The sequence below is a fragment of the Profundibacter sp. genome, from assembly GCF_056498605.1.
Genome location: NZ_JBSMEZ010000166.1, coordinates 1 through 16,750 on the forward strand (window position 1 = coordinate 1; position 16,750 = coordinate 16,750).

General features: G+C 56.3%; 19 protein-coding genes. 9 read left to right on the plus strand and 10 right to left on the minus strand.

Annotated features, from left to right (window positions below; translation table 11 throughout):
• The 3 genes from ACWB12_RS16690 to ACWB12_RS16700 form a co-directional block, all read right to left on the minus strand.
• Positions 1 to 216, minus strand: a 216-nt coding sequence (locus ACWB12_RS16690; RefSeq protein WP_479531232.1) for an arginase family protein, incomplete at its 3' end; no start/stop codon positions are given.
• On the minus strand, positions 216 to 1,193 hold the full coding sequence (gene speB, locus ACWB12_RS16695; protein ID WP_479531233.1) for an agmatinase: 978 nt from the start codon (positions 1,191 to 1,193) through the stop codon (positions 216 to 218). The genes speB and ACWB12_RS16690, both read right to left, overlap by 1 nt.
• Before the next feature lie 3 nt (positions 1,194 to 1,196).
• Positions 1,197 to 2,363, minus strand: coding sequence for a M20 aminoacylase family protein (locus ACWB12_RS16700; protein ID WP_479531234.1), 1,167 nt, complete (start codon positions 2,361 to 2,363; stop codon positions 1,197 to 1,199).
• A gap of 69 nt (positions 2,364 to 2,432) precedes the next feature.
• Here ACWB12_RS16700 and mazG point away from each other — a divergent pair, with 69 nt between their 5' ends.
• The 7 genes from mazG to ACWB12_RS16735 all read left to right on the plus strand — a co-directional run bounded on the left by mazG (position 2,433) and on the right by ACWB12_RS16735 (position 7,757).
• Positions 2,433 to 3,245, plus strand: coding sequence for a nucleoside triphosphate pyrophosphohydrolase (mazG, locus tag ACWB12_RS16705; RefSeq protein WP_479531235.1), 813 nt, complete (start codon positions 2,433 to 2,435; stop codon positions 3,243 to 3,245).
• A gap of 133 nt (positions 3,246 to 3,378) precedes the next feature.
• The gene (locus ACWB12_RS16710; RefSeq protein ID WP_479531236.1) at positions 3,379 to 4,389 is read left to right on the plus strand and encodes a Fe(3+) ABC transporter substrate-binding protein; all 1,011 of its coding nucleotides are present in this window, start codon (positions 3,379 to 3,381) and stop codon (positions 4,387 to 4,389) included.
• A gap of 118 nt (positions 4,390 to 4,507) precedes the next feature.
• Positions 4,508 to 5,455, plus strand: coding sequence for a nucleoside hydrolase (locus tag ACWB12_RS16715; RefSeq protein WP_479531237.1), 948 nt, complete (start codon positions 4,508 to 4,510; stop codon positions 5,453 to 5,455).
• An 81-nt stretch (positions 5,456 to 5,536) separates the two neighbouring features.
• Positions 5,537 to 6,070, plus strand: a complete 534-nt coding sequence (locus ACWB12_RS16720; RefSeq protein WP_479531238.1) for a hypothetical protein — start codon at positions 5,537 to 5,539, stop codon at positions 6,068 to 6,070.
• 2 nt (positions 6,071 to 6,072) lie between these two features.
• On the plus strand, positions 6,073 to 6,654 hold the full coding sequence (locus ACWB12_RS16725; protein WP_479531239.1) for a hypothetical protein: 582 nt from the start codon (positions 6,073 to 6,075) through the stop codon (positions 6,652 to 6,654).
• 99 nt (positions 6,655 to 6,753) lie between these two features.
• Positions 6,754 to 7,302 carry a hypothetical protein gene (locus ACWB12_RS16730; RefSeq protein ID WP_479531240.1) on the plus strand — a complete coding sequence of 183 codons (549 nt, stop codon included), beginning with the start codon at positions 6,754 to 6,756 and terminating at the stop codon, positions 7,300 to 7,302.
• Positions 7,303 to 7,307: 5 nt separating this feature from the next.
• Positions 7,308 to 7,757 carry a GNAT family N-acetyltransferase gene (locus ACWB12_RS16735; RefSeq protein WP_479531241.1) on the plus strand — a complete coding sequence of 150 codons (450 nt, stop codon included), beginning with the start codon at positions 7,308 to 7,310 and terminating at the stop codon, positions 7,755 to 7,757.
• Between the two features lie 59 nt (positions 7,758 to 7,816).
• On the opposite strand, the gene katG is transcribed toward ACWB12_RS16735, so the two are convergent.
• A complete protein-coding gene (gene katG / locus ACWB12_RS16740) occupies positions 7,817 to 10,018 on the minus strand; it encodes a catalase/peroxidase HPI (RefSeq protein WP_479531242.1) in 2,202 nt (733 codons plus the stop codon).
• Positions 10,019 to 10,238: 220 nt separating this feature from the next.
• Between katG and ACWB12_RS16745 the strand changes: the two genes are divergently transcribed.
• The gene (locus tag ACWB12_RS16745; RefSeq protein ID WP_479531243.1) at positions 10,239 to 11,678 is read left to right on the plus strand and encodes a protein adenylyltransferase SelO; all 1,440 of its coding nucleotides are present in this window, start codon (positions 10,239 to 10,241) and stop codon (positions 11,676 to 11,678) included.
• Positions 11,679 to 11,731: 53 nt separating this feature from the next.
• On the opposite strand, the gene ACWB12_RS16750 is transcribed toward ACWB12_RS16745, so the two are convergent.
• On the minus strand, positions 11,732 to 12,370 hold the full coding sequence (locus ACWB12_RS16750) for a DUF2238 domain-containing protein (protein ID WP_479531244.1): 639 nt from the start codon (positions 12,368 to 12,370) through the stop codon (positions 11,732 to 11,734).
• A 64-nt stretch (positions 12,371 to 12,434) separates the two neighbouring features.
• Here ACWB12_RS16750 and ACWB12_RS16755 point away from each other — a divergent pair, with 64 nt between their 5' ends.
• Positions 12,435 to 13,130: an endonuclease/exonuclease/phosphatase family protein gene (locus ACWB12_RS16755; protein ID WP_479531245.1), complete on the plus strand. Its 696-nt coding sequence runs from the start codon at positions 12,435 to 12,437 to the stop codon at positions 13,128 to 13,130.
• On the opposite strand, the gene ACWB12_RS16760 is transcribed toward ACWB12_RS16755, so the two are convergent.
• Genes ACWB12_RS16760 through ACWB12_RS16780 form a run of 5 tightly spaced genes read right to left on the minus strand, consistent with a single transcriptional unit; the run spans position 13,127 to position 16,704 of the window.
• Positions 13,127 to 13,681 carry a holin family protein gene (locus ACWB12_RS16760; protein ID WP_479531246.1) on the minus strand — a complete coding sequence of 185 codons (555 nt, stop codon included), beginning with the start codon at positions 13,679 to 13,681 and terminating at the stop codon, positions 13,127 to 13,129. The genes ACWB12_RS16755 and ACWB12_RS16760 overlap by 4 nt on opposite strands.
• Positions 13,672 to 14,283: a holin-associated N-acetylmuramidase gene (locus ACWB12_RS16765; protein ID WP_479531247.1), complete on the minus strand. Its 612-nt coding sequence runs from the start codon at positions 14,281 to 14,283 to the stop codon at positions 13,672 to 13,674. The genes ACWB12_RS16760 and ACWB12_RS16765 overlap by 10 nt, the downstream gene beginning before the upstream one ends.
• 54 nt (positions 14,284 to 14,337) lie before the next feature.
• Positions 14,338 to 14,796 (minus strand): cytochrome c maturation protein CcmE, encoded by a 459-nt coding sequence (gene ccmE / locus ACWB12_RS16770; RefSeq protein ID WP_479531248.1) that lies wholly within the window; start codon positions 14,794 to 14,796, stop codon positions 14,338 to 14,340.
• 9 nt (positions 14,797 to 14,805) lie between these two features.
• Entirely contained in the window at positions 14,806 to 15,834 is a 1,029-nt protein-coding gene (gene argC / locus ACWB12_RS16775; protein WP_479531249.1) for an N-acetyl-gamma-glutamyl-phosphate reductase, read from the minus strand.
• Between the two features lie 57 nt (positions 15,835 to 15,891).
• Positions 15,892 to 16,704: a glutamate racemase gene (locus ACWB12_RS16780; protein WP_479531250.1), complete on the minus strand. Its 813-nt coding sequence runs from the start codon at positions 16,702 to 16,704 to the stop codon at positions 15,892 to 15,894.
• Positions 16,705 to 16,750 lie beyond the last annotated feature (46 nt).

The window sequence follows — 16,750 nt, forward strand, 5'->3', positions numbered from 1 at the left end:
CGTCTGGATGTTATAGGGCCGGATCATCGCGCTTTGTGATCGGATTTCTTTGGGGCCAAACCGTGTGCCGGATCGCCAGCTGGTGCCGTGATCCATCGGCACCCCGATGATCGCCACATCCAGCCCCTCGGCTGTTTCAGCGGAAGGTAGGCGCATAAACGTGCCCGGCCCTGAAAACCGCGCCATTTTGTTACCGCCAATCGGTTGATTTGTCATCACGACCTCCCTTCGCGCGCCCGTTTGTTCCAAGCCCAGATGCACATCAATTCCGTCGCCACATGCGCCCCAGCAATCGCCGTGGCCCCCGTGGTGTCATAGGGCGGCGACACTTCGACCACATCCCCGCCAACCATATTGATCCCTGCCAGATCACGCAGGATGATAGACGCCTGCGCTGATGTCAGGCCGCCCCAGACCGGCGTTCCGGTCCCGGGTGCATAGGCTGGATCAAGGCAATCAATATCAAAGGTGAGGTAAGTCTGGTGGTCACCAAGGATCGCTTTGATCTTTTGCGCCGTGGCCACTGGCCCAATCAAATGCACCTCGCGCGCATCAATGATATGAACGCCCAAAGTGTCCTCGTTGGTGGTGCGGATGCCGACTTGCACCGAACGGGCCGGATCAACCAGTCCTTCCTTGACTGCCTTATAAAACATCGTGCCATGATCTACGCGGTTCATATCATCATCGGCCCACGTATCGGTGTGCGCATCAAATTGCAGCAGTGACAATGGCCCGAACTTTGCCGCATAAGCCCTTAATATCGGGAAAGAAATATAGTGATCCCCGCCCAAGCACAACGAGGCCGCGCCAGCCTCAAGTATGCCGGTGATATGCGCGGTCAGGGCGGCGGGAAACGCCGGAACATTGGCGTAATCAAACGCCAGATCGCCGTAATCCACCACGTTCATCTCGCTCATCGGGTCAATGTCCCAACCGTAAGGCGCATCAGGCGCTTGCAGGCATGATGCCTCGCGGATCGCCCGTGGCCCCAGCCGTGTGCCCGGCCTGTTGGTCACGGCCTGATCAAACGGCACACCAGTGATGGCCAGATCAACACCGGTCAGGTCTTTGGTATAGGTGCGGCGCAAAAACGATGTGATGCCGCCAAAGGTGTTTTCATTGGACAGCCCCTTATGGCCATCCCGTGTGATCGCCGTGTCTACCTGCGATTTTGCATCCTCTAGCGCCATATCCTACCCCTTTACCGGTTGCCGTGTCTCAACCATCCGTGCGAAAAACGACGCCCCGATCGGGGAAATCTCGTCGTTGAAATCATAGCCGGTGTTATGCACCCCCGGCCCCGCGCCCTGCCCCAGAAACAGATAGGCCCCGGGGCGGCGTTCCAGCATATAGGAGAAATCCTCGGCCCCCATTTCGGGCGGCTGGTCGGCCACCACATTGTAGGCACCGGATATTTCCGCCGCCACTTTGGCCGCCACAGCCACCTTTTCGGCGTCATTCACCGTGGCCGGATAGCCGATGTTATAGGTCAACGAGACCTCGACATCATAAGCCGCCGCCACCCCCTCGCAGATCGCCTTCAGGCGTTTTTGCACCATCGCCTGCACGTCCTTTTCAAAAGTGCGCACGGTGCCACCGACAAAGGCCACCTCGGGGATGATATTATCCGCGCTGCCGGTGTGGATCTGCGTCACCGACACCACCAGTTCCTTGCGGGTGTCCAGATTGCGGCTGACGATGGTCTGGATCGCACCCGCCACCGCCACAGCCGCCACCACCGGATCGCGGCTGTCCTGTGGATAGGCGCCATGCCCGCCCAGACCCTTGATATTGATCTCGAAATCATCAACCGCCGCCATAATCGGGCCGGGCGTGGTTGAAAATGTGCCCAAAGGCAGATCAGGGATATTGTGCAGCGCGTAAACCTCACCAATATCATATGTGTCCATGATCCCCTCATCACACATCACCTCGCCACCGCCGCCATCTTCCTCGGCGGGCTGGAAAATCAGCGCCACACGGCCGGAAAAATTGCGCGTTTCCGCCAGATACCGCGCCGCGCCGAGCAGCATCGTGGTGTGCCCGTCATGGCCACATGCGTGCATCTTGCCATCCACAACCGAGGCATATTCCAGCCCTGTTTCTTCGGGCATCGGCAACGCATCCATATCGGCCCGCAAACCAATCGTCGGGCCATCCCCCTGCCCGTTGATAATCGCCACAATGCCCGTGGTCGCAATCCCCCCGTGGATTTCATCCACCCCGAATTCGCGCAAGCGTTCGGCCACAAAAGCCGCCGTTTCATGGCATTCAAAGCCAAGTTCAGGATTTGCATGCAAATGGCGCCGCCAGCCCTGCATATCCTTGGCGAATTCGGCGATACGGTTGACGATGGGCATCGGGTGGACTCCTTGGGGGGCTTGGTGTGTAACTGATAGCTACAGTTCCCCAGATTTGGCGATAGCGCAATGAATAATGACAATGATCTGATCAATGACCCCGATGGCGGTATCCCACGACTGCTGGAAATCATGCGCCGCCTGCGCGACCCCAAAACTGGGTGCCCCTGGGATATTGAACAGGATTTTGCCAGTATCGCGCCTTATACGATTGAAGAAGCGTATGAGGTGGCCGACGCGATTGAACGCGGTGATATGGCTGATCTGGAGGGCGAATTGGGCGATTTATTGCTGCAAACCGTTTATCACACCGCGATGGGCGAGGAGGCAGGGCATTTCACCTTTGCAACCGTCACCCGCGCGATTGCCGATAAAATGGTGGCGCGCCATCCGCATGTGTTTGGCAACGAGAGCCGCGATAAATCAGCCGAGCAACAGACCGCTGATTGGGAAGCGATCAAGGCGGCGGAGCGGGCCAGTAAAGCCGAGCGCGGTACGCTGGACGGGGTGGCCGTTGGCCTGCCCGCCCTGCTGCGAGCGCTAAAGCTGCAAAAACGTGCGGCACGAGTCGGATTTGACTGGCCGTCGACCGATCAGGTGCTGGACAAAATCAATGAGGAAGCCCGCGAACTGGTTGAAGCCCGCGACAACCTGACCCAAACAGAAATCGAGGAGGAATTCGGCGATCTGTTGTTCGTGATGGCCAACCTTGGTCGTCACCTGAACCTTGACCCCGAAGCCGCCTTGCGCGCCGCCAACGCTAAATTCACCCGCCGCTTTGAAGCGGTCGAGGCCAAGCTGGCAGCAATGGGAAAAACCCCAGCGCAATCCGATCTGGCCGAAATGGACGCCTTTTGGGACGCCGTAAAGAAAGAAGAATAATACCGCTGTTTCTTTTTCGCATAAATATCCCCCGCGCGGAGCGTATTAAAGTTATCTTACTTTTTTAATCAGGTATTGACCTGACTGTTTTAGTCAGGTTTAAGCGCTGCTACAAACCAACCGGAGCAAACAAATGCTAACCAAATTTCGCGCGACCCTTTTCGCAGCCACCGCTATCACTGTTGCCGCCCCCGCCTTGGCCCAAGAGGTCAACGTCTATTCATACCGTCAGCCCGAACTGATCCAGCCTTTGATGGACAAGTTCACTGATGCGACAGGCATCACAGTCAACGTCGCTTTCCTGAAAAAAGGCATGATCGAAAAACTGGGTGCCGAAGGCGACCGCACACCGGCAGACCTGATTTTCACCGTCGACATCGCCCGCCTGAACGGTGTGGTCGAAGCGGGCCTAACCCAGCCCGTCACATCCGACATCCTGACGACCAACATCCCCGCCGATCTGCGTGATCCGGCAGGCGAATGGTTCGGCCTGACAACACGCGCCCGTGTTGTGTTTGCCTCCAAAACCCGTGCCGCGGACGCCCCAACCACCTATGAAGATCTGGCCGACCCCAAATGGAAAGGCCGGATTTGCACGCGCTCCGGCACCCACGCCTATACGGTTGCACTGGTATCTGCCGCGATTTTCCACATGGGCGAAGACGGCGCAAAGACATGGCTGGAAGGCGTCAAAGCCAACCTCGCTCGCACACCCCAAGGCAATGACCGCGCTCAGGTCAAAGCCGTCTGGGCAGGTGAATGTGACATCGCATTGGGTAACACCTATTACATGGGTAAGATGGTGAATAACCCCGATCAGGCCGCATGGGCTGACAGCGTTAACGTGGTGTTCCCTATCTTTGAACGCGGCGGCACCCATGTGAATGTATCAGGCATGGCCCTGACCAAATACGCGCCGCACCGCGATGACGCGATCAAACTGATGGAGTTCCTCGCCTCGCCCGAAGCCCAGACAATCTATGCCGAGCAAAACTATGAATACCCGATTGCCCCTGGCACATCACCGTCCGAGCTGGTGGCAAGCTGGGGCACTTTCACCGCTGATAACGTCAACCTGATGGAGATCGCCAAACTGCGTGGCGCTGCCTTAAAAATGATCGAAGTAGTTGATTTCGATGGCTGAATTGTAAAGGCAGTAACGGGTAAAATTCCCCGTTCGCAGCAATGCGGGCGGGGATTATTCTTGTGTGGACAGTGTGAGGATTGGACGTCATTCTGCCCTTTCAAAATGGAGTGAAAACATGCCTGCAACCCCGCGCAAAATCATCATCGACACAGACCCCGGTCAAGACGACGCCGTGGCGATCCTGTTGGCGCTGGCCAGCCCCGAGCAAATAGAGGTGATCGGCATCACCGCTGTTGCAGGCAACGTGCCCCTGCCCCTGACCCACAAAAACGCCCGCATCATTTGCGAACTCGCTGGCAAAACGCACATCCCCGTTTACGCAGGCTGTGACCGCCCGTTGGCGCACACGCTGGTGACCGCCGAACATGTGCATGGCAAAACCGGCCTTGATGGTCCCAACCTGCCCGACCCGCAGATGCAGCTCACCGAGGGCCACGCCGTTGATTACATCATCGACACCCTGCGCGCCGCACCTGCGGGCACCATCACCCTGTGTCCGCTCGGGCCCCTGACCAACATAGCGACCGCGTTCCAAAAAGCCCCCGACATCGTTGAACGGGTGCAGGAAATCATCCTGATGGGCGGGGCCTATTTCGAGGTGGGCAACATCACCCCCGCCGCCGAGTTCAACATCTACGTTGATCCAGAAGCCGCTGATATTGTGTTCAAATCCGGTGCGCCGATTGTGGTGATGCCACTGGATGTTACTCATAAAGTGCTTGTCTCCAAGGAACGCAACGACGCGTTCCGCAACATCGGCACCCCTGTGGGCGAGGCTGTGGCCAAAATGACCGAGTTTTTCGAGCGCTTTGACAAGGAAAAATACGGCTCCGAAGGCGCCCCTCTGCATGACCCCTGCGTCACCGCCTACCTAATCCAGCCCAATCTGTTCAAAGGCCGCCATGTGAATGTGGAAATCGAGACCGGATCAACCCTTACCCGCGGCATGACCGTGGCCGACTGGTGGGACGTGACCGACCGTGCGCCCAACGCCACCTTCATCGGCAGCGTGGACGCGGACGGGTTCTTTGATTTGCTGACGGATAGGCTGGCGCAGCTTTAGGGCAAGGTCAGGAATTCCGGTATCGCCACCCCGCTCAGTGCCTGTTACCCTTTGGTCAATTCTGTAACCAAAGGAAATATCATGCGTTTTTTGCCAGCCCTGATTGCAGCTTCCATTCTGGCCCTGTCCGCCTGCAAAGATGACATCGAAAAGATCGAAGATATCGGCAAATTCACGGTCGAATTGAATGGCGACAACATTGAGTTCATCAGCGTTTTTGACATTACAAATGATCACAGCAGCATTCGCCAAATGTCACCAGCTGGCGTCAAACTGCTGCTGATTGACGGGTTTGCAGAGATCAAAGATGGCGAACCGGGTTTCCCGATCATTAGCATGTCATTGCAAAGCGGTATTACCGGTGGCCCAATGACGCTGTTGTTTGTTCAGGTGTTTGATGAATCCTATGAAACCAACCTGACGGCCCAAGGCCCGCTTGGTCAAAAGAGTCTGGATAATTTCGAGATGGGCGAGGATGGCAGCATCAGTTTTGATTTCTCCGCCGATCTGGTGCGGGTCACAACCCAAAGCGAGGAACCGATTGCCGGTGCAGACGGGGCCCATATCGAGGGCCGTTTTAGCGGTGCTTTTCCTGCCACCGAGCTGGATAATTGACCATGCGTTTGTTGGCAACCTACATAATGGCCCTGTGTTTTGCCCTGCCCGCTTGGGCCTTTGATATGCCCGTGGGGTATGAAAAAATCGGGGCTTTCAGTGGCGAATATAACGGGAAGCGGTTGGATTTAGTCTCGGTCTCCAATGCGGGCATCGAATTTAGTGATCTTCATTTTATCGCCTATGCTGATCAAAATCAGCGATGGGTTAAAAGTTTTACCGTTCAGGCCACAAACGGAATCGACGCGGATGGCGAACTGGAGCCCGAGCTATTCTCGGTGGAATTTGACCAAAACCCAAAGACCAATGCATTGGAAGTCGCCCGCGTTATGCTGGTTGATGAAACATGGGACAATCCATTGGTTGCTGATCTAAAATCCGGCTATGGGGCCATCCGCATCCTGAATCTGGGCTTTGACGGTGATGGCACGATAGGGTTCGATGTTTCGGCCACATTGATGCGTCTGGATTTTGAGCCGTACAGTCCAATCCCGAATGTAGCGTCCGTTCATATTGAAGGTCACTACAGCGGTAAATTCCCCGCGTTCGCGCTGCAATATCCGTATATTGCTGGCGACTATTAATCCGGCTTGCGCGGCTTTAGGCCATACCCAGAACTCCTCTATCGCATAACGTCTATGCACCTGATAATATCGGGGCAGGTTTAATTTGAGGAACTGAAAATGCGAACTTTTCTAACCGCCGTTGTGGCACTGATACTGACACAGGCCCCGCTGCTGGCCCAAAGTTTTGACTTATCCAGCGACTATGAGGTAATCGGCGAATACAGCGTTGAAATCGACGGGGTAGCCAGCATATTTTACGCGGTGGCCAACAAAAGTGGCGGCAACAGTGATCTGACATATTATGCCCAATCCGGCGTCGAAACCTATAGTGTTACCCCCGAGGGTAGCACAATCACAGGCGAGCCGGAATTGCCGATCTTGGTGGTGGCCCTACAGCGCAGCAGCCCTGAAGATGCTCTTGCAATTCCCTCTGTGACGCGGGTTGACGAAAACTACGAGACGATACTGTCCGCAACCCAAGGTGAATATGGCGCGATCACCTATAAGGACATTCTGATCACCGATAAGGGCGAGGTCAGCTTTGATTTCAGTGCCGATCTGATAGCCGTCGACATGAAAACCGAAAAGCCTGTTCCCAACATCAGCGGCGTTCGTATTTCCGGCTATTTCAGTGGTAAAATCCCAGCCGGCGAACTGGAGGAATAACAGAGATGAGCGCTGCCCTCCATTTGGCCAAACCCGATGATCTGCTCCGCCTGCAATCGCTGGTCGCTGCGTTTCATGCCCATGAAGGGATCGAGCAGAGCGATAAAGATCGTAAGGCAGCCCTTTTGCCCCTGTTAGAGGGCTCGCCGCACGGGGCGGCCTATCTGGTTGGGCCACGCAAAGGACCAGTGGGCTATATCGTTGTGTCCTTTGGCTATTCCGTAGAAATGGGCGGCATCGACGGGTTCATTGATGAATTCTACATCCGCGAAAATGTGCGCGGGCGCGGCATGGGCGGCGAGGTATTGCGCGCCCTGATGCCAGCGCTGGCCGATTACGGTGTTAAGGCGCTGCATCTCGAGGTGGCGCGGGATAACGACAAAGCCAAGCGGCTGTATTCCCGTTTAGGGTTCAAAGCCCGCGAGAAATACCACCTGATGACACGGGTGTTTTAGAAAAATAGAAAAGCGCGGCTGCCCAAAGGACAGCCGCGCCATATTTTTCCAACTTCGGATCAGTCCAGATCAAAACGATCCGCGTTCATCACTTTGGTCCACGCCGCCACGAAATCTTGCACAAAACCGGCTTCGTTATCAGCCTGTGCATAGACTTCGGACAAGGCGCGAAGTTGTGAATTCGAGCCAAACACAAGGTCCACACGGGTACCTGTCCACGTCACCTTGCCGCTTGATCTATCGCGCCCTTCAAACACCTCTTCGCCCCCCGAAGCGGGCACCCACTCCGTGCCCATATCCAGAAGATTAACGAAGAAATCGTTGCCAAGCTTGCCCGGCTTGTTGGAAAATACCCCGTGCTTTGAGCCGTCATAATTTGCCTCAAGCATTCGTAACCCACCGACAAGCACCGTCATTTCGGGCGCACTCAGCATCAATAGCTGCGCCTTGTCGATCAACAGTTCTTCGGCTGAAATGGCGCAGGGTTTTTTCAGGTAGTTGCGAAAACCGTCGGCAAAGGGTTCCAACACAGCCACGGATTCAACATCGGTCTGTTCCTGTGTTGCGTCAGTGCGCCCTGGGGCAAATGGCACCTCGACCGAGTGACCGGCATCCTTGGCGGCCTGCTCAATTGCGGCATTACCCCCTAACACGATCAGATCGGCGAGCGACACTTTTTTACCGCCCGATTGGGCCTTGTTGAAATCAACTTGAATCCTCTCTAGCACTTTCAACACTTTTGCCAACTGTTCGGGGTTATTTACCTCCCACCCCTTCTGTGGCTCCAAGCGGATACGCGCTCCATTGGCACCCCCTCGCATGTCGGACCCGCGAAAGGTCGAGGCCGACGCCCAAGCAGTGGAAACCAGTTCTGCTGTGGTTAGGCCCGATGCCAGCATTTTCCCCTTCAGATCCGCGATATCAACCGCATCAACCAGATCGTGGTCCACCGCAGGTACCGGATCTTGCCAGATCAGTTCCTCTTTAGGCACGTCCTGCCCCAGATAACGGGTGCGCGGGCCCATATCACGATGGGTCAGTTTAAACCATGCACGGGCAAAAGCGTCGGCGAATTCCTCGGGGTTTTCGTGGAACCGTCTGGAAATCGGCCCATAGATCGGGTCCATCCGCATTGCCATATCGGCCGTGGTCATGATGGTGGTCACTTTGGCCCCCTTGCCATCCACCGTCGGGGCCTTGTCATCCTCGGTTACGCCAACCGGCACCCATTGCCATGCCCCCGCGGGGCTTTTGACCAGATCCCAGTCATACCCAAACAACAAATCGAAATAGCCGTTATCCCATGTGGTCGGTTTGGCAGTCCAAGCCCCTTCAATACCGCTGGAAATCGTGTCCGGTCCGTGCCCCGTGCCATAGCTGCTTTTCCAGCCAAAGCCCATTTGTTCAACTGGGGCGGCTTCGGGTTCAGGGCCAACTTGCCCCGCATCCCCTGCTCCATGGCATTTGCCAAATGTGTGGCCGCCAGCGACCAGTGCTACGGTTTCCTCGTCATTCATCGCCATGCGGGCGAATGTATCACGAATGTCCAACCCAGAAGCCAGCACGCTGGGCTGCCCGTTTGGTCCTTCGGGGTTCACATAGATCAGACCCATCTGCACTGCGGCCAGCGGGTTGTCCAGCTCGCGTTCGCCAGTATAGCGCTGATCACCCAGCCATTCGGTTTCTTCCCCCCAGTAAATATCCTCTTCAGGCTCCCAGATGTCCTGACGTCCACCGGCAAAGCCGAAGGTTTTGAAACCCATCGATTCCAGCGCGCAATTGCCAGCAAGGATCAGCAGATCAGCCCAAGAAATGCTGTTCCCGTATTTCTGTTTGAGCGGCCAAAGCAAACGACGCGCCTTATCCAGACTTACATTGTCTGGCCAGCTGTTGACCGGCGCGAACCGCTGATTACCAGTGCCCGCTCCACCACGTCCATCCCCAGTGCGATAGGTGCCTGCGCTGTGCCAAGCCATGCGGATAAAGAACGGCCCGTAATGGCCGTAATCGGCGGGCCACCAGTCCTGACTGTCATTCATCAACGCAGTAAGGTCTTTTTTAAGCGCCTCCAGATCGAGTTTACCGAATACCTCGGCATAATTAAAATCCTTGCCCATCGGGTTTCCTGCATCTGGGTTTTGGTGCAGAATCTTCAGGTTCAACTGGTTTGGCCACCAGTCCCGGTTAGATCTGTCCCCCATTTTCGTCGCCCCATGCGCAACCGGGCAGCTGCCCATATGACCCATATCATTTCCGTCCATTTGATCCTCCTGTGATGACAATTCCAACCAGCCTACCTGCCCTAGGACAAACAGCATCCGGATGAAGACAGTATAGCAAAGCAAGTCGATTAATAGAATTTCTAAATTACTATAGATTTGATAGTTTTTTCTAATCACTTAATTGGCATATCAAACAGTTGCACCCTAACGCTTTTGCAAACTATAATGCCGAATTGCAGCGCCCTGATAAGGATCCACGATGCCAATGAACATCCCCTTTGACAACAGCTATGCCCGCCTGCCCGCGCCGTTTTACACTCGTATCAGCCCCAGCCCCGTTACCGCGCCGAAACTGGTTGCGTTGAACGAGGCGCTTGTGGCTGAATTGGGGTTGGATATTGAACAACTGCGCTCGCCTGCAGGTGTGGCCGTGTTGTCTGGCAGCGCCACGCCAAAGGGTGCGGAGCCCTTGGCACAAGTCTACGCAGGCCACCAGTTTGGCGGCTTCTCGCCCCAACTGGGCGATGGGCGCGCGATGCTGCTGGGCGAGGTGATAGATGCAAGCGGCACCCGTCAGGATATCCAGTTAAAGGGATCAGGCCGCACCCCTTATTCGCGTGGCGGCGACGGGCGGGCGTGGCTTGGCCCTGTGTTGCGCGAATATGTGGTGAGCGAGGCAATGGCGGCATTGGGCATCCCGACCACCCGCGCCTTGGCCGCTGTGATCACCGGGCAGGATGTGATGCGCGAGGAACTGCTGCCAGGTGCTGTGCTGACCCGCGTTGCCACCAGCCACATCCGCGTTGGCACCTTCCAGTTTTTCGCCGCGCGACGTGATCTGGACTCACTCCAAACCCTGACCGATTACACCATTGCCCGCCACTATCCCGATGCCGACGGCCCGATGGACCTGTTCCGCGCAGCGGTCCACCGTCAGGCCAGCCTGATTGCCCGCTGGGTGGGCGTTGGTTTCATCCACGGGGTGATGAACACCGACAACACCCATGTTGGCGGCATCACCATTGATTACGGCCCCTGCGCGTTCATGGATACCTACCACCCCGCCCGTGTCTATTCCTCGATCGACCGGATGGGCCGTTATGCGTTCAACAAACAATCCGAAATCATCGTCTGGAATCTGGCGCAATTGGCCACCAGCCTGATCCCGTTGATGGGCAAGGACACGGATGCCTCGGTGAAGGACGCAACCGAAGTATTGCACGGGTTTGCCGACCTGTTCCGTGCCGCATGGCTGGCCGAGTTTCGCGCCAAACTGGGGCTAAAGCTGGCCCAGAACGGGGATGAGGCGCTGATTAATGATCTGCTGGAACGCATGACAGCGCAGCAGGCCGATTACACCAACACCTTCCGCGCCTTGGCTGATGGCAATGCCCGCGACCAGTTCACAGATCCTGCCGCCTTTGACGACTGGAACACCCGATGGCAGGCCCGCCTTGGGCACGAGAGCAGCACGCTCGACGAGCAACAAGCTCTGATCCGCGCCACCTCGCCTGCCCTAATCCCGCGCAACCATCGGGTTGAGGAAATGATACAGGCGGCTGTGGCGGGGGACTATGGCCCGTTTGAACGGTTGAACGCCGCCCTTGCGAACCCGTTTAAGGGTATGCCGGAATTTGATGATCTGAAGCGCCCACCCACCGCGGAAGAAGAGGTTACGCAGACGTTTTGCGGGACTTAGGGTCAGGACCCTAAACAAAACAAACACGATTCTCTTTTTCATCGGCTTTCTCCCTACTTTTTTTCCTTCCGAAAAAACCGTCGGTTCTTGGCGACAAACTCGCTGATCATCCCGGACAGCCCCCCATGTTCGCGCCCTTTCAAATAGCCAAAGCCCGCCGATGCCCCAACCGCAGCACCGATAATATCAACGATCAGATCCCACATCGTATCAATCAGTCCGGATTTCTGCATGTTCGTGCCAAACGTTTGGTCCATCGCAAATTCAAACACCTCCCACACAGCCCCGATGGTGATGGCAATGCAAAACGCCATCAGCGCCAGCGCCCAAGGTGGAGCGGCGTATTTGTCACCCCCAAACAGGATAAACACAAAGATAAACCCGATCAGGCCGAACCCCATCGCCGATCCGCCATGCAGCAAAATATCCCACCACCAGTATTTCTCATAGAAATCAAACGCCTCGCCCAGATAAACCGTGCCGAATATGAACAGCACCACTCCGGCAAAGAAATGCACCGGCAAACGGATATGGAAGCGGTCGGCGAATATCACGGGGGCAAGCGAGAGCAACAGTGTGACAAGCGCAACAAAGGTCAAAGAATAGCGCCCGTTAAGAAGCGACACACCCAGTTCCAGCACCAGCACGGCCCAGATCAGGTAAACCACATAGCTTTGCCCACCAAGTTTCATACCTAGGAAATAGCGATGATATGTCCGCTCTTCAATTACCTTATCGACGGGTTATATAAAAAGGATGCAGCACGCCCTTCGCATCGCCTCGTATAATCTGCGCAAATGCGTCGGTCTGGATCGCCGCCGCACCCCGTCACGCAGCCTTGAGGTGATTAACAGCATCGGTGCCGACATCATTGCGCTGCAAGAGGCGGATCGGCGCATGGGCAAACGCCCCGCCGCCCTGCCCCGCGAGATGGTGAAATCCTACAGTGATTTCACCCCGATTGATCTGGACGAAACTGGTGTTTCGCTAGGCTGGCATGGTAACGCGATACTGGTGCGGGATGGCTTAAAGGTGAGTGCCACTCAACGTCTGACCCTGCCGGGGTTGGAGCCGAGAGGGGCCGTGATTGCCAACATCGGCCCGTTGCGTCTGGTTGCGGTGCATCTGGGTCTGATCCGGCGTTACCGGCTGGAGCAAATGGCAGCAATCCTTACTGCGTTGGCCGATATGCCTGACATGCCCACCGTAATCACCGGCGATTTTAACGAATGGTCACAGGCGCGCGGGATGGAACCGTTAAAGGCGCAGTTCACCGTCCATGCGCCGGGCCTTACGTACCATGCCGCCCGCCCCGTCGCCCCGCTGGACCGCATAGCAATCAGCCCCGATGTGCACCTTAAAACGGCGGGGGTTATCCAGACCCCGCCCGCCAAACGCGCCTCGGACCACCTACCGATCTGGGCCGAGCTTCACGTAACATCAAAAAATTAGCGGTTGCCCATCCACCACTCCGTCAGGGCCGCGTTGTCATTCGGCTTGGTCGCTAAATCACCCATATTATGGTCCGCTACCTTAGGGCTAAGCGCGTTCAGCACACGGATGTTTTCCACCACCTGCGGCACCCGTGCCATGGTTTGCGCGATTGAGCGCTGGAACTCCTGTCCCTTGAATTGGTGCCGTGCCCCGAAATAAAACGACACAATCGCGCCCAGCAACCACCACAGCGGTTCGGGCACCAGCACCAGCCCCTGCATGCGCGAAGCGAACCAGATCGGGTCCACCATCGCTGTTACAAACAGGCCCAAAGTGCCAAACGCCAACATCGGGCGCGGCAGGCGGTTTAAACCATCCATAAACCGGTCAAACCTGCCTTTTTGCGGGTGGGAAAACTCGGCCCCGAGCTGGTTTAACGCCTGCGTTTGCAAGGCGTTTGTGCGCGCGGCACCTGCCTCGGCATTTTCGCGAAACACCTCGGCGGTCTCAGCCAGCACATTGCGCCCGCCGCCAAAGATCAGTGTGAATACTTTTTCGATCAAGCCCATTTTGCCACCCTCCTGCGGTGTTCCGCTTCCGTCAGATGAAACCGAGGCGCGATGAATTGTTCGGCACGTGTGATCCAGCCGCCTTTCCCGCCATCGCGCCTACGGGCGTATTTTCGGCTGGCGGGGCGAGCATCGGCCAAGGCATAGTAATAATTGCGCCGCGCGATGCCGTATGCATCGGCCAAATGGTCGGGGGCTGTCGCATATGCTGCCTGTGTTGCAGCAATAGTTTGCGGCCCGATACCGCCATCCACCCCCACGACATTGCCCATTTCAACCAGTAAACGCTGCAAAATCCGCACCGCATTGGCGCCTGCGTTGACATACATGTCAAATACAGTGGCATGTAGCGTTTCAGGCAGGTCAACTACCTTTGGACGCTCGAAATAATGGGTGATGAAAATATCCACAGCCTGCGCACGGCTTAACGCTTGCACATCCGCCACACTGATCCGCCCATCACGGGTTAAATCCAGACCCAGACGGCGCATAGTGTGAATGGTCACCCCGTATTTGGTGGCCCCGCCCGGATCATCCGGATCATTCACATAGCCACCCTCGCGGGCGACAATTTCAGTGGCAATTTGATGAACCGTTTGCATACCATCCCCGCAATTTGTGCTGCGAGGATGGTATAGGTTTGGTTAATTTACCCTTTAGCTACCGCTCTCGGCCGCATCGGGGTCTTGGTAATAGCCCTGTGCTTTCAAAGTATCCACAACCTCTTTTGGCATGTAGTTTTCGTCATGTTTTGCAAGTATTTCAGTTGCTTGGAACACGCCATCAACGTAACTACCTGTGGCGACCGTACCTTGACCCTCTTTGAAAAGATCCGGCGTAATTCCGTTATAACTGGCCTTGATAGTAACCGCAGTGTCGGTGATGTTAAAGGTGATGACCTCACCCTGACCGCGCTTAAGTGAGCCGACTTCAACCAAACCGCCAACGCGCAAAATCTGGTCGGCAGGTGGCGTGTCGGCGACAATCTCGCTTGGGCTTTTGTAATAGTTGATTCCGTCTTGCAATGCGTAACCAATCAGACCCGTTGAAATCGCCAGCGCCACAACTGCGACGATGATTATCTGGATACGGCGTTTTTTCTTTAGACCCTTCATGACACTCCTTTAAGGAAAAACAGGCGCGGCCATCAGGCCCGCTGTTTCATCCTCTCCCAACATTAGATTTGCGTTTTGCAGCGCTTGGCCGGATGACCCTTTGGTCAGATTGTCCAGCGCTGCGATGATGATCGTGCGCCCATCAATGCGGTCAGCGACCACACCGATATGGCAATAGTTCGACCCGCGCACATGGCGGGTCGATGGTGCCTCGCCGAATGGCAAGGTGATGATAAAAGGCTCGTTCGCATAGGCCGCTGCAAGGGCTGCGTGGACCTTTGCCGCGTCGCCCTTAACGTAAACCGTGGCCAGAATTCCGCGGTTGGCGGGGATCAGGTGCGGGGTGAACTGCACCTGTATGGGCCGCCCTGCGAGACGCGAGAATTCCTGATCAAATTCCGCCAGATGCCGGTGGGTGCCGCCAACGGCATAAGCGTGATAGCCCTCGGACAGCTCAGCGTGCAGTAGATTTTCCTTTAGGGCCCGCCCTGCCCCCGACACGGCGGCCTTTAGGTCAATCACGATATCGTCCAGATCAATCAGTCCACCCGTCATCAACGGGTTCAGCGCATATTGGCCGGTGGCAGCATTGCACCCAGTGCCCGCCACCAGACGGGCATTGCGGATTTCATCGCGGTAGAATTCGGTCAGGCCATACACAGCCTCGGGCTGCAAATGCGGTGCGCCATGCGGTTTGCCATACCATTTGGCGTATTCATCTATATCGCGCAGCCGAAAATCAGCCGACAGGTCGACGATCTTCAAATTGGCAGGCAGTTCGCGGATCACGGCCTGCGATGTGGCATGCGGCAAGGCGCAAAACGCCAGATCAACCCCGCTAAAATCAATCTGGTCGATTTTCACCAGACCGGGCAGATCAAGATGGCGCAGATGTGGGAACACAGCGCTATAGGCCATGCCCGCCTTACGCTCACCGGAAAGGGCCACGATTTCCATCGATGGATGGCCGGCAATCAGGCGCACCAGTTCGGCACCGGTATAACCGCTGGCACCAAGGATGGCGATTTTATGGGTCATGGGTCGACCTCTCGTGTTTCTTCAATTGGATATAAGGGGTGTTTAGACGGGCTGCAATCACGCAGCGACAAAGGTGATCTTTCGTCGCAGGAATTGCGTGGCCTTATCCGATACCCTGCGCGGATCACCCGTAGTCAAAAACATCGAATTTATGCCCTCGCCCAGCATATTAGGATGGCGTTCCAGATAGTTGGCAAGGCTTTGCGCCACCAAATTGGCCTGCGAGTAAACTTTCACTTCCGCGCCCAATGCGGCCTGAAAATGCTGCTCCATCAACGGGTAATGGGTGCAGCCAAGGATCGCGGCTTGCGGGTTGGGCATTTTACGTTTCAAAGCCTCGACATGGCTGCGCACCAGTGCTTCGGCCAAAATCTCGTCGCCATCCTCGATCGCGTCGACCACGCCACCACAGGCTTGGGCCTCGACATCGACACCAATGGCGCGAAACGCCAACTCGCGTTGAAAGGCGCGGCTGGAAACCGTAGCAGGTGTGGCGAACAGGGCGACATGTTTCACATCCACCTCGCGTGGTGGGGAATTATCACCCCAATCGCGTTCGGTCAGCGCCTCGATCAATGGCACGAACACACCCAGCACACGCTTACCCTGTGGCATGCCCTCTTCTTGCATCCGGCGCAGGGCGGCCGCACTGGCGGTATTACAGGCAAGGATCACCAGATCACAGCCAGCGTCCCACAACCGCGTCACAGCGGCCTTGGTCAGGTTGAAAACATCATCCGCATCGCGCACCCCGTAAGGCGCATATGCACTATCGCCAAGGTAGACGAACGGCACATCCGGCAGACGTTTGCTGACCGCGTCAAGCACCGTCAACCCGCCCAACCCTGAATCAAAGATGCCTACAGCCATGTCTGCCTCGTTTATTTCGTGAAATCCTATCCGTGCAATACGCAGG

Excerpts from the sequence above, each read along its gene's own strand:
- ACWB12_RS16750 (WP_479531244.1), bottom strand. The coding sequence starts at position 12,370 with ATGAAACTTGGTGGGCAAAGCTATGTGGTTTACCTGATCTGGGCCGTG.
- ACWB12_RS16725 (WP_479531239.1), top strand. The coding sequence starts at position 6,073 with ATGCGTTTGTTGGCAACCTACATAATGGCCCTGTGTTTTGCCCTGCCC.
- ACWB12_RS16745 (WP_479531243.1), top strand. The coding sequence starts at position 10,239 with ATGCCAATGAACATCCCCTTTGACAACAGCTATGCCCGCCTGCCCGCG.
- ACWB12_RS16780 (WP_479531250.1), bottom strand. The coding sequence starts at position 16,704 with ATGGCTGTAGGCATCTTTGATTCAGGGTTGGGCGGGTTGACGGTGCTT.
- ACWB12_RS16735 (WP_479531241.1), top strand. The coding sequence starts at position 7,308 with ATGAGCGCTGCCCTCCATTTGGCCAAACCCGATGATCTGCTCCGCCTG.
- ACWB12_RS16700 (WP_479531234.1), bottom strand. The coding sequence starts at position 2,363 with ATGCCCATCGTCAACCGTATCGCCGAATTCGCCAAGGATATGCAGGGC.
- ACWB12_RS16760 (WP_479531246.1), bottom strand. The coding sequence starts at position 13,681 with ATGGGCTTGATCGAAAAAGTATTCACACTGATCTTTGGCGGCGGGCGC.
- ACWB12_RS16755 (WP_479531245.1), top strand. The coding sequence starts at position 12,435 with ATGCAGCACGCCCTTCGCATCGCCTCGTATAATCTGCGCAAATGCGTC.
- ccmE (WP_479531248.1), bottom strand. The coding sequence starts at position 14,796 with ATGAAGGGTCTAAAGAAAAAACGCCGTATCCAGATAATCATCGTCGCA.
- ACWB12_RS16765 (WP_479531247.1), bottom strand. The coding sequence starts at position 14,283 with ATGCAAACGGTTCATCAAATTGCCACTGAAATTGTCGCCCGCGAGGGT.
- mazG (WP_479531235.1), top strand. The coding sequence starts at position 2,433 with ATGAATAATGACAATGATCTGATCAATGACCCCGATGGCGGTATCCCA.
- speB (WP_479531233.1), bottom strand. The coding sequence starts at position 1,193 with ATGGCGCTAGAGGATGCAAAATCGCAGGTAGACACGGCGATCACACGG.
- argC (WP_479531249.1), bottom strand. The coding sequence starts at position 15,834 with ATGACCCATAAAATCGCCATCCTTGGTGCCAGCGGTTATACCGGTGCC.
- ACWB12_RS16710 (WP_479531236.1), top strand. The coding sequence starts at position 3,379 with ATGCTAACCAAATTTCGCGCGACCCTTTTCGCAGCCACCGCTATCACT.
- katG (WP_479531242.1), bottom strand. The coding sequence starts at position 10,018 with ATGGACGGAAATGATATGGGTCATATGGGCAGCTGCCCGGTTGCGCAT.
- ACWB12_RS16720 (WP_479531238.1), top strand. The coding sequence starts at position 5,537 with ATGCGTTTTTTGCCAGCCCTGATTGCAGCTTCCATTCTGGCCCTGTCC.
- ACWB12_RS16730 (WP_479531240.1), top strand. The coding sequence starts at position 6,754 with ATGCGAACTTTTCTAACCGCCGTTGTGGCACTGATACTGACACAGGCC.
- ACWB12_RS16715 (WP_479531237.1), top strand. The coding sequence starts at position 4,508 with ATGCCTGCAACCCCGCGCAAAATCATCATCGACACAGACCCCGGTCAA.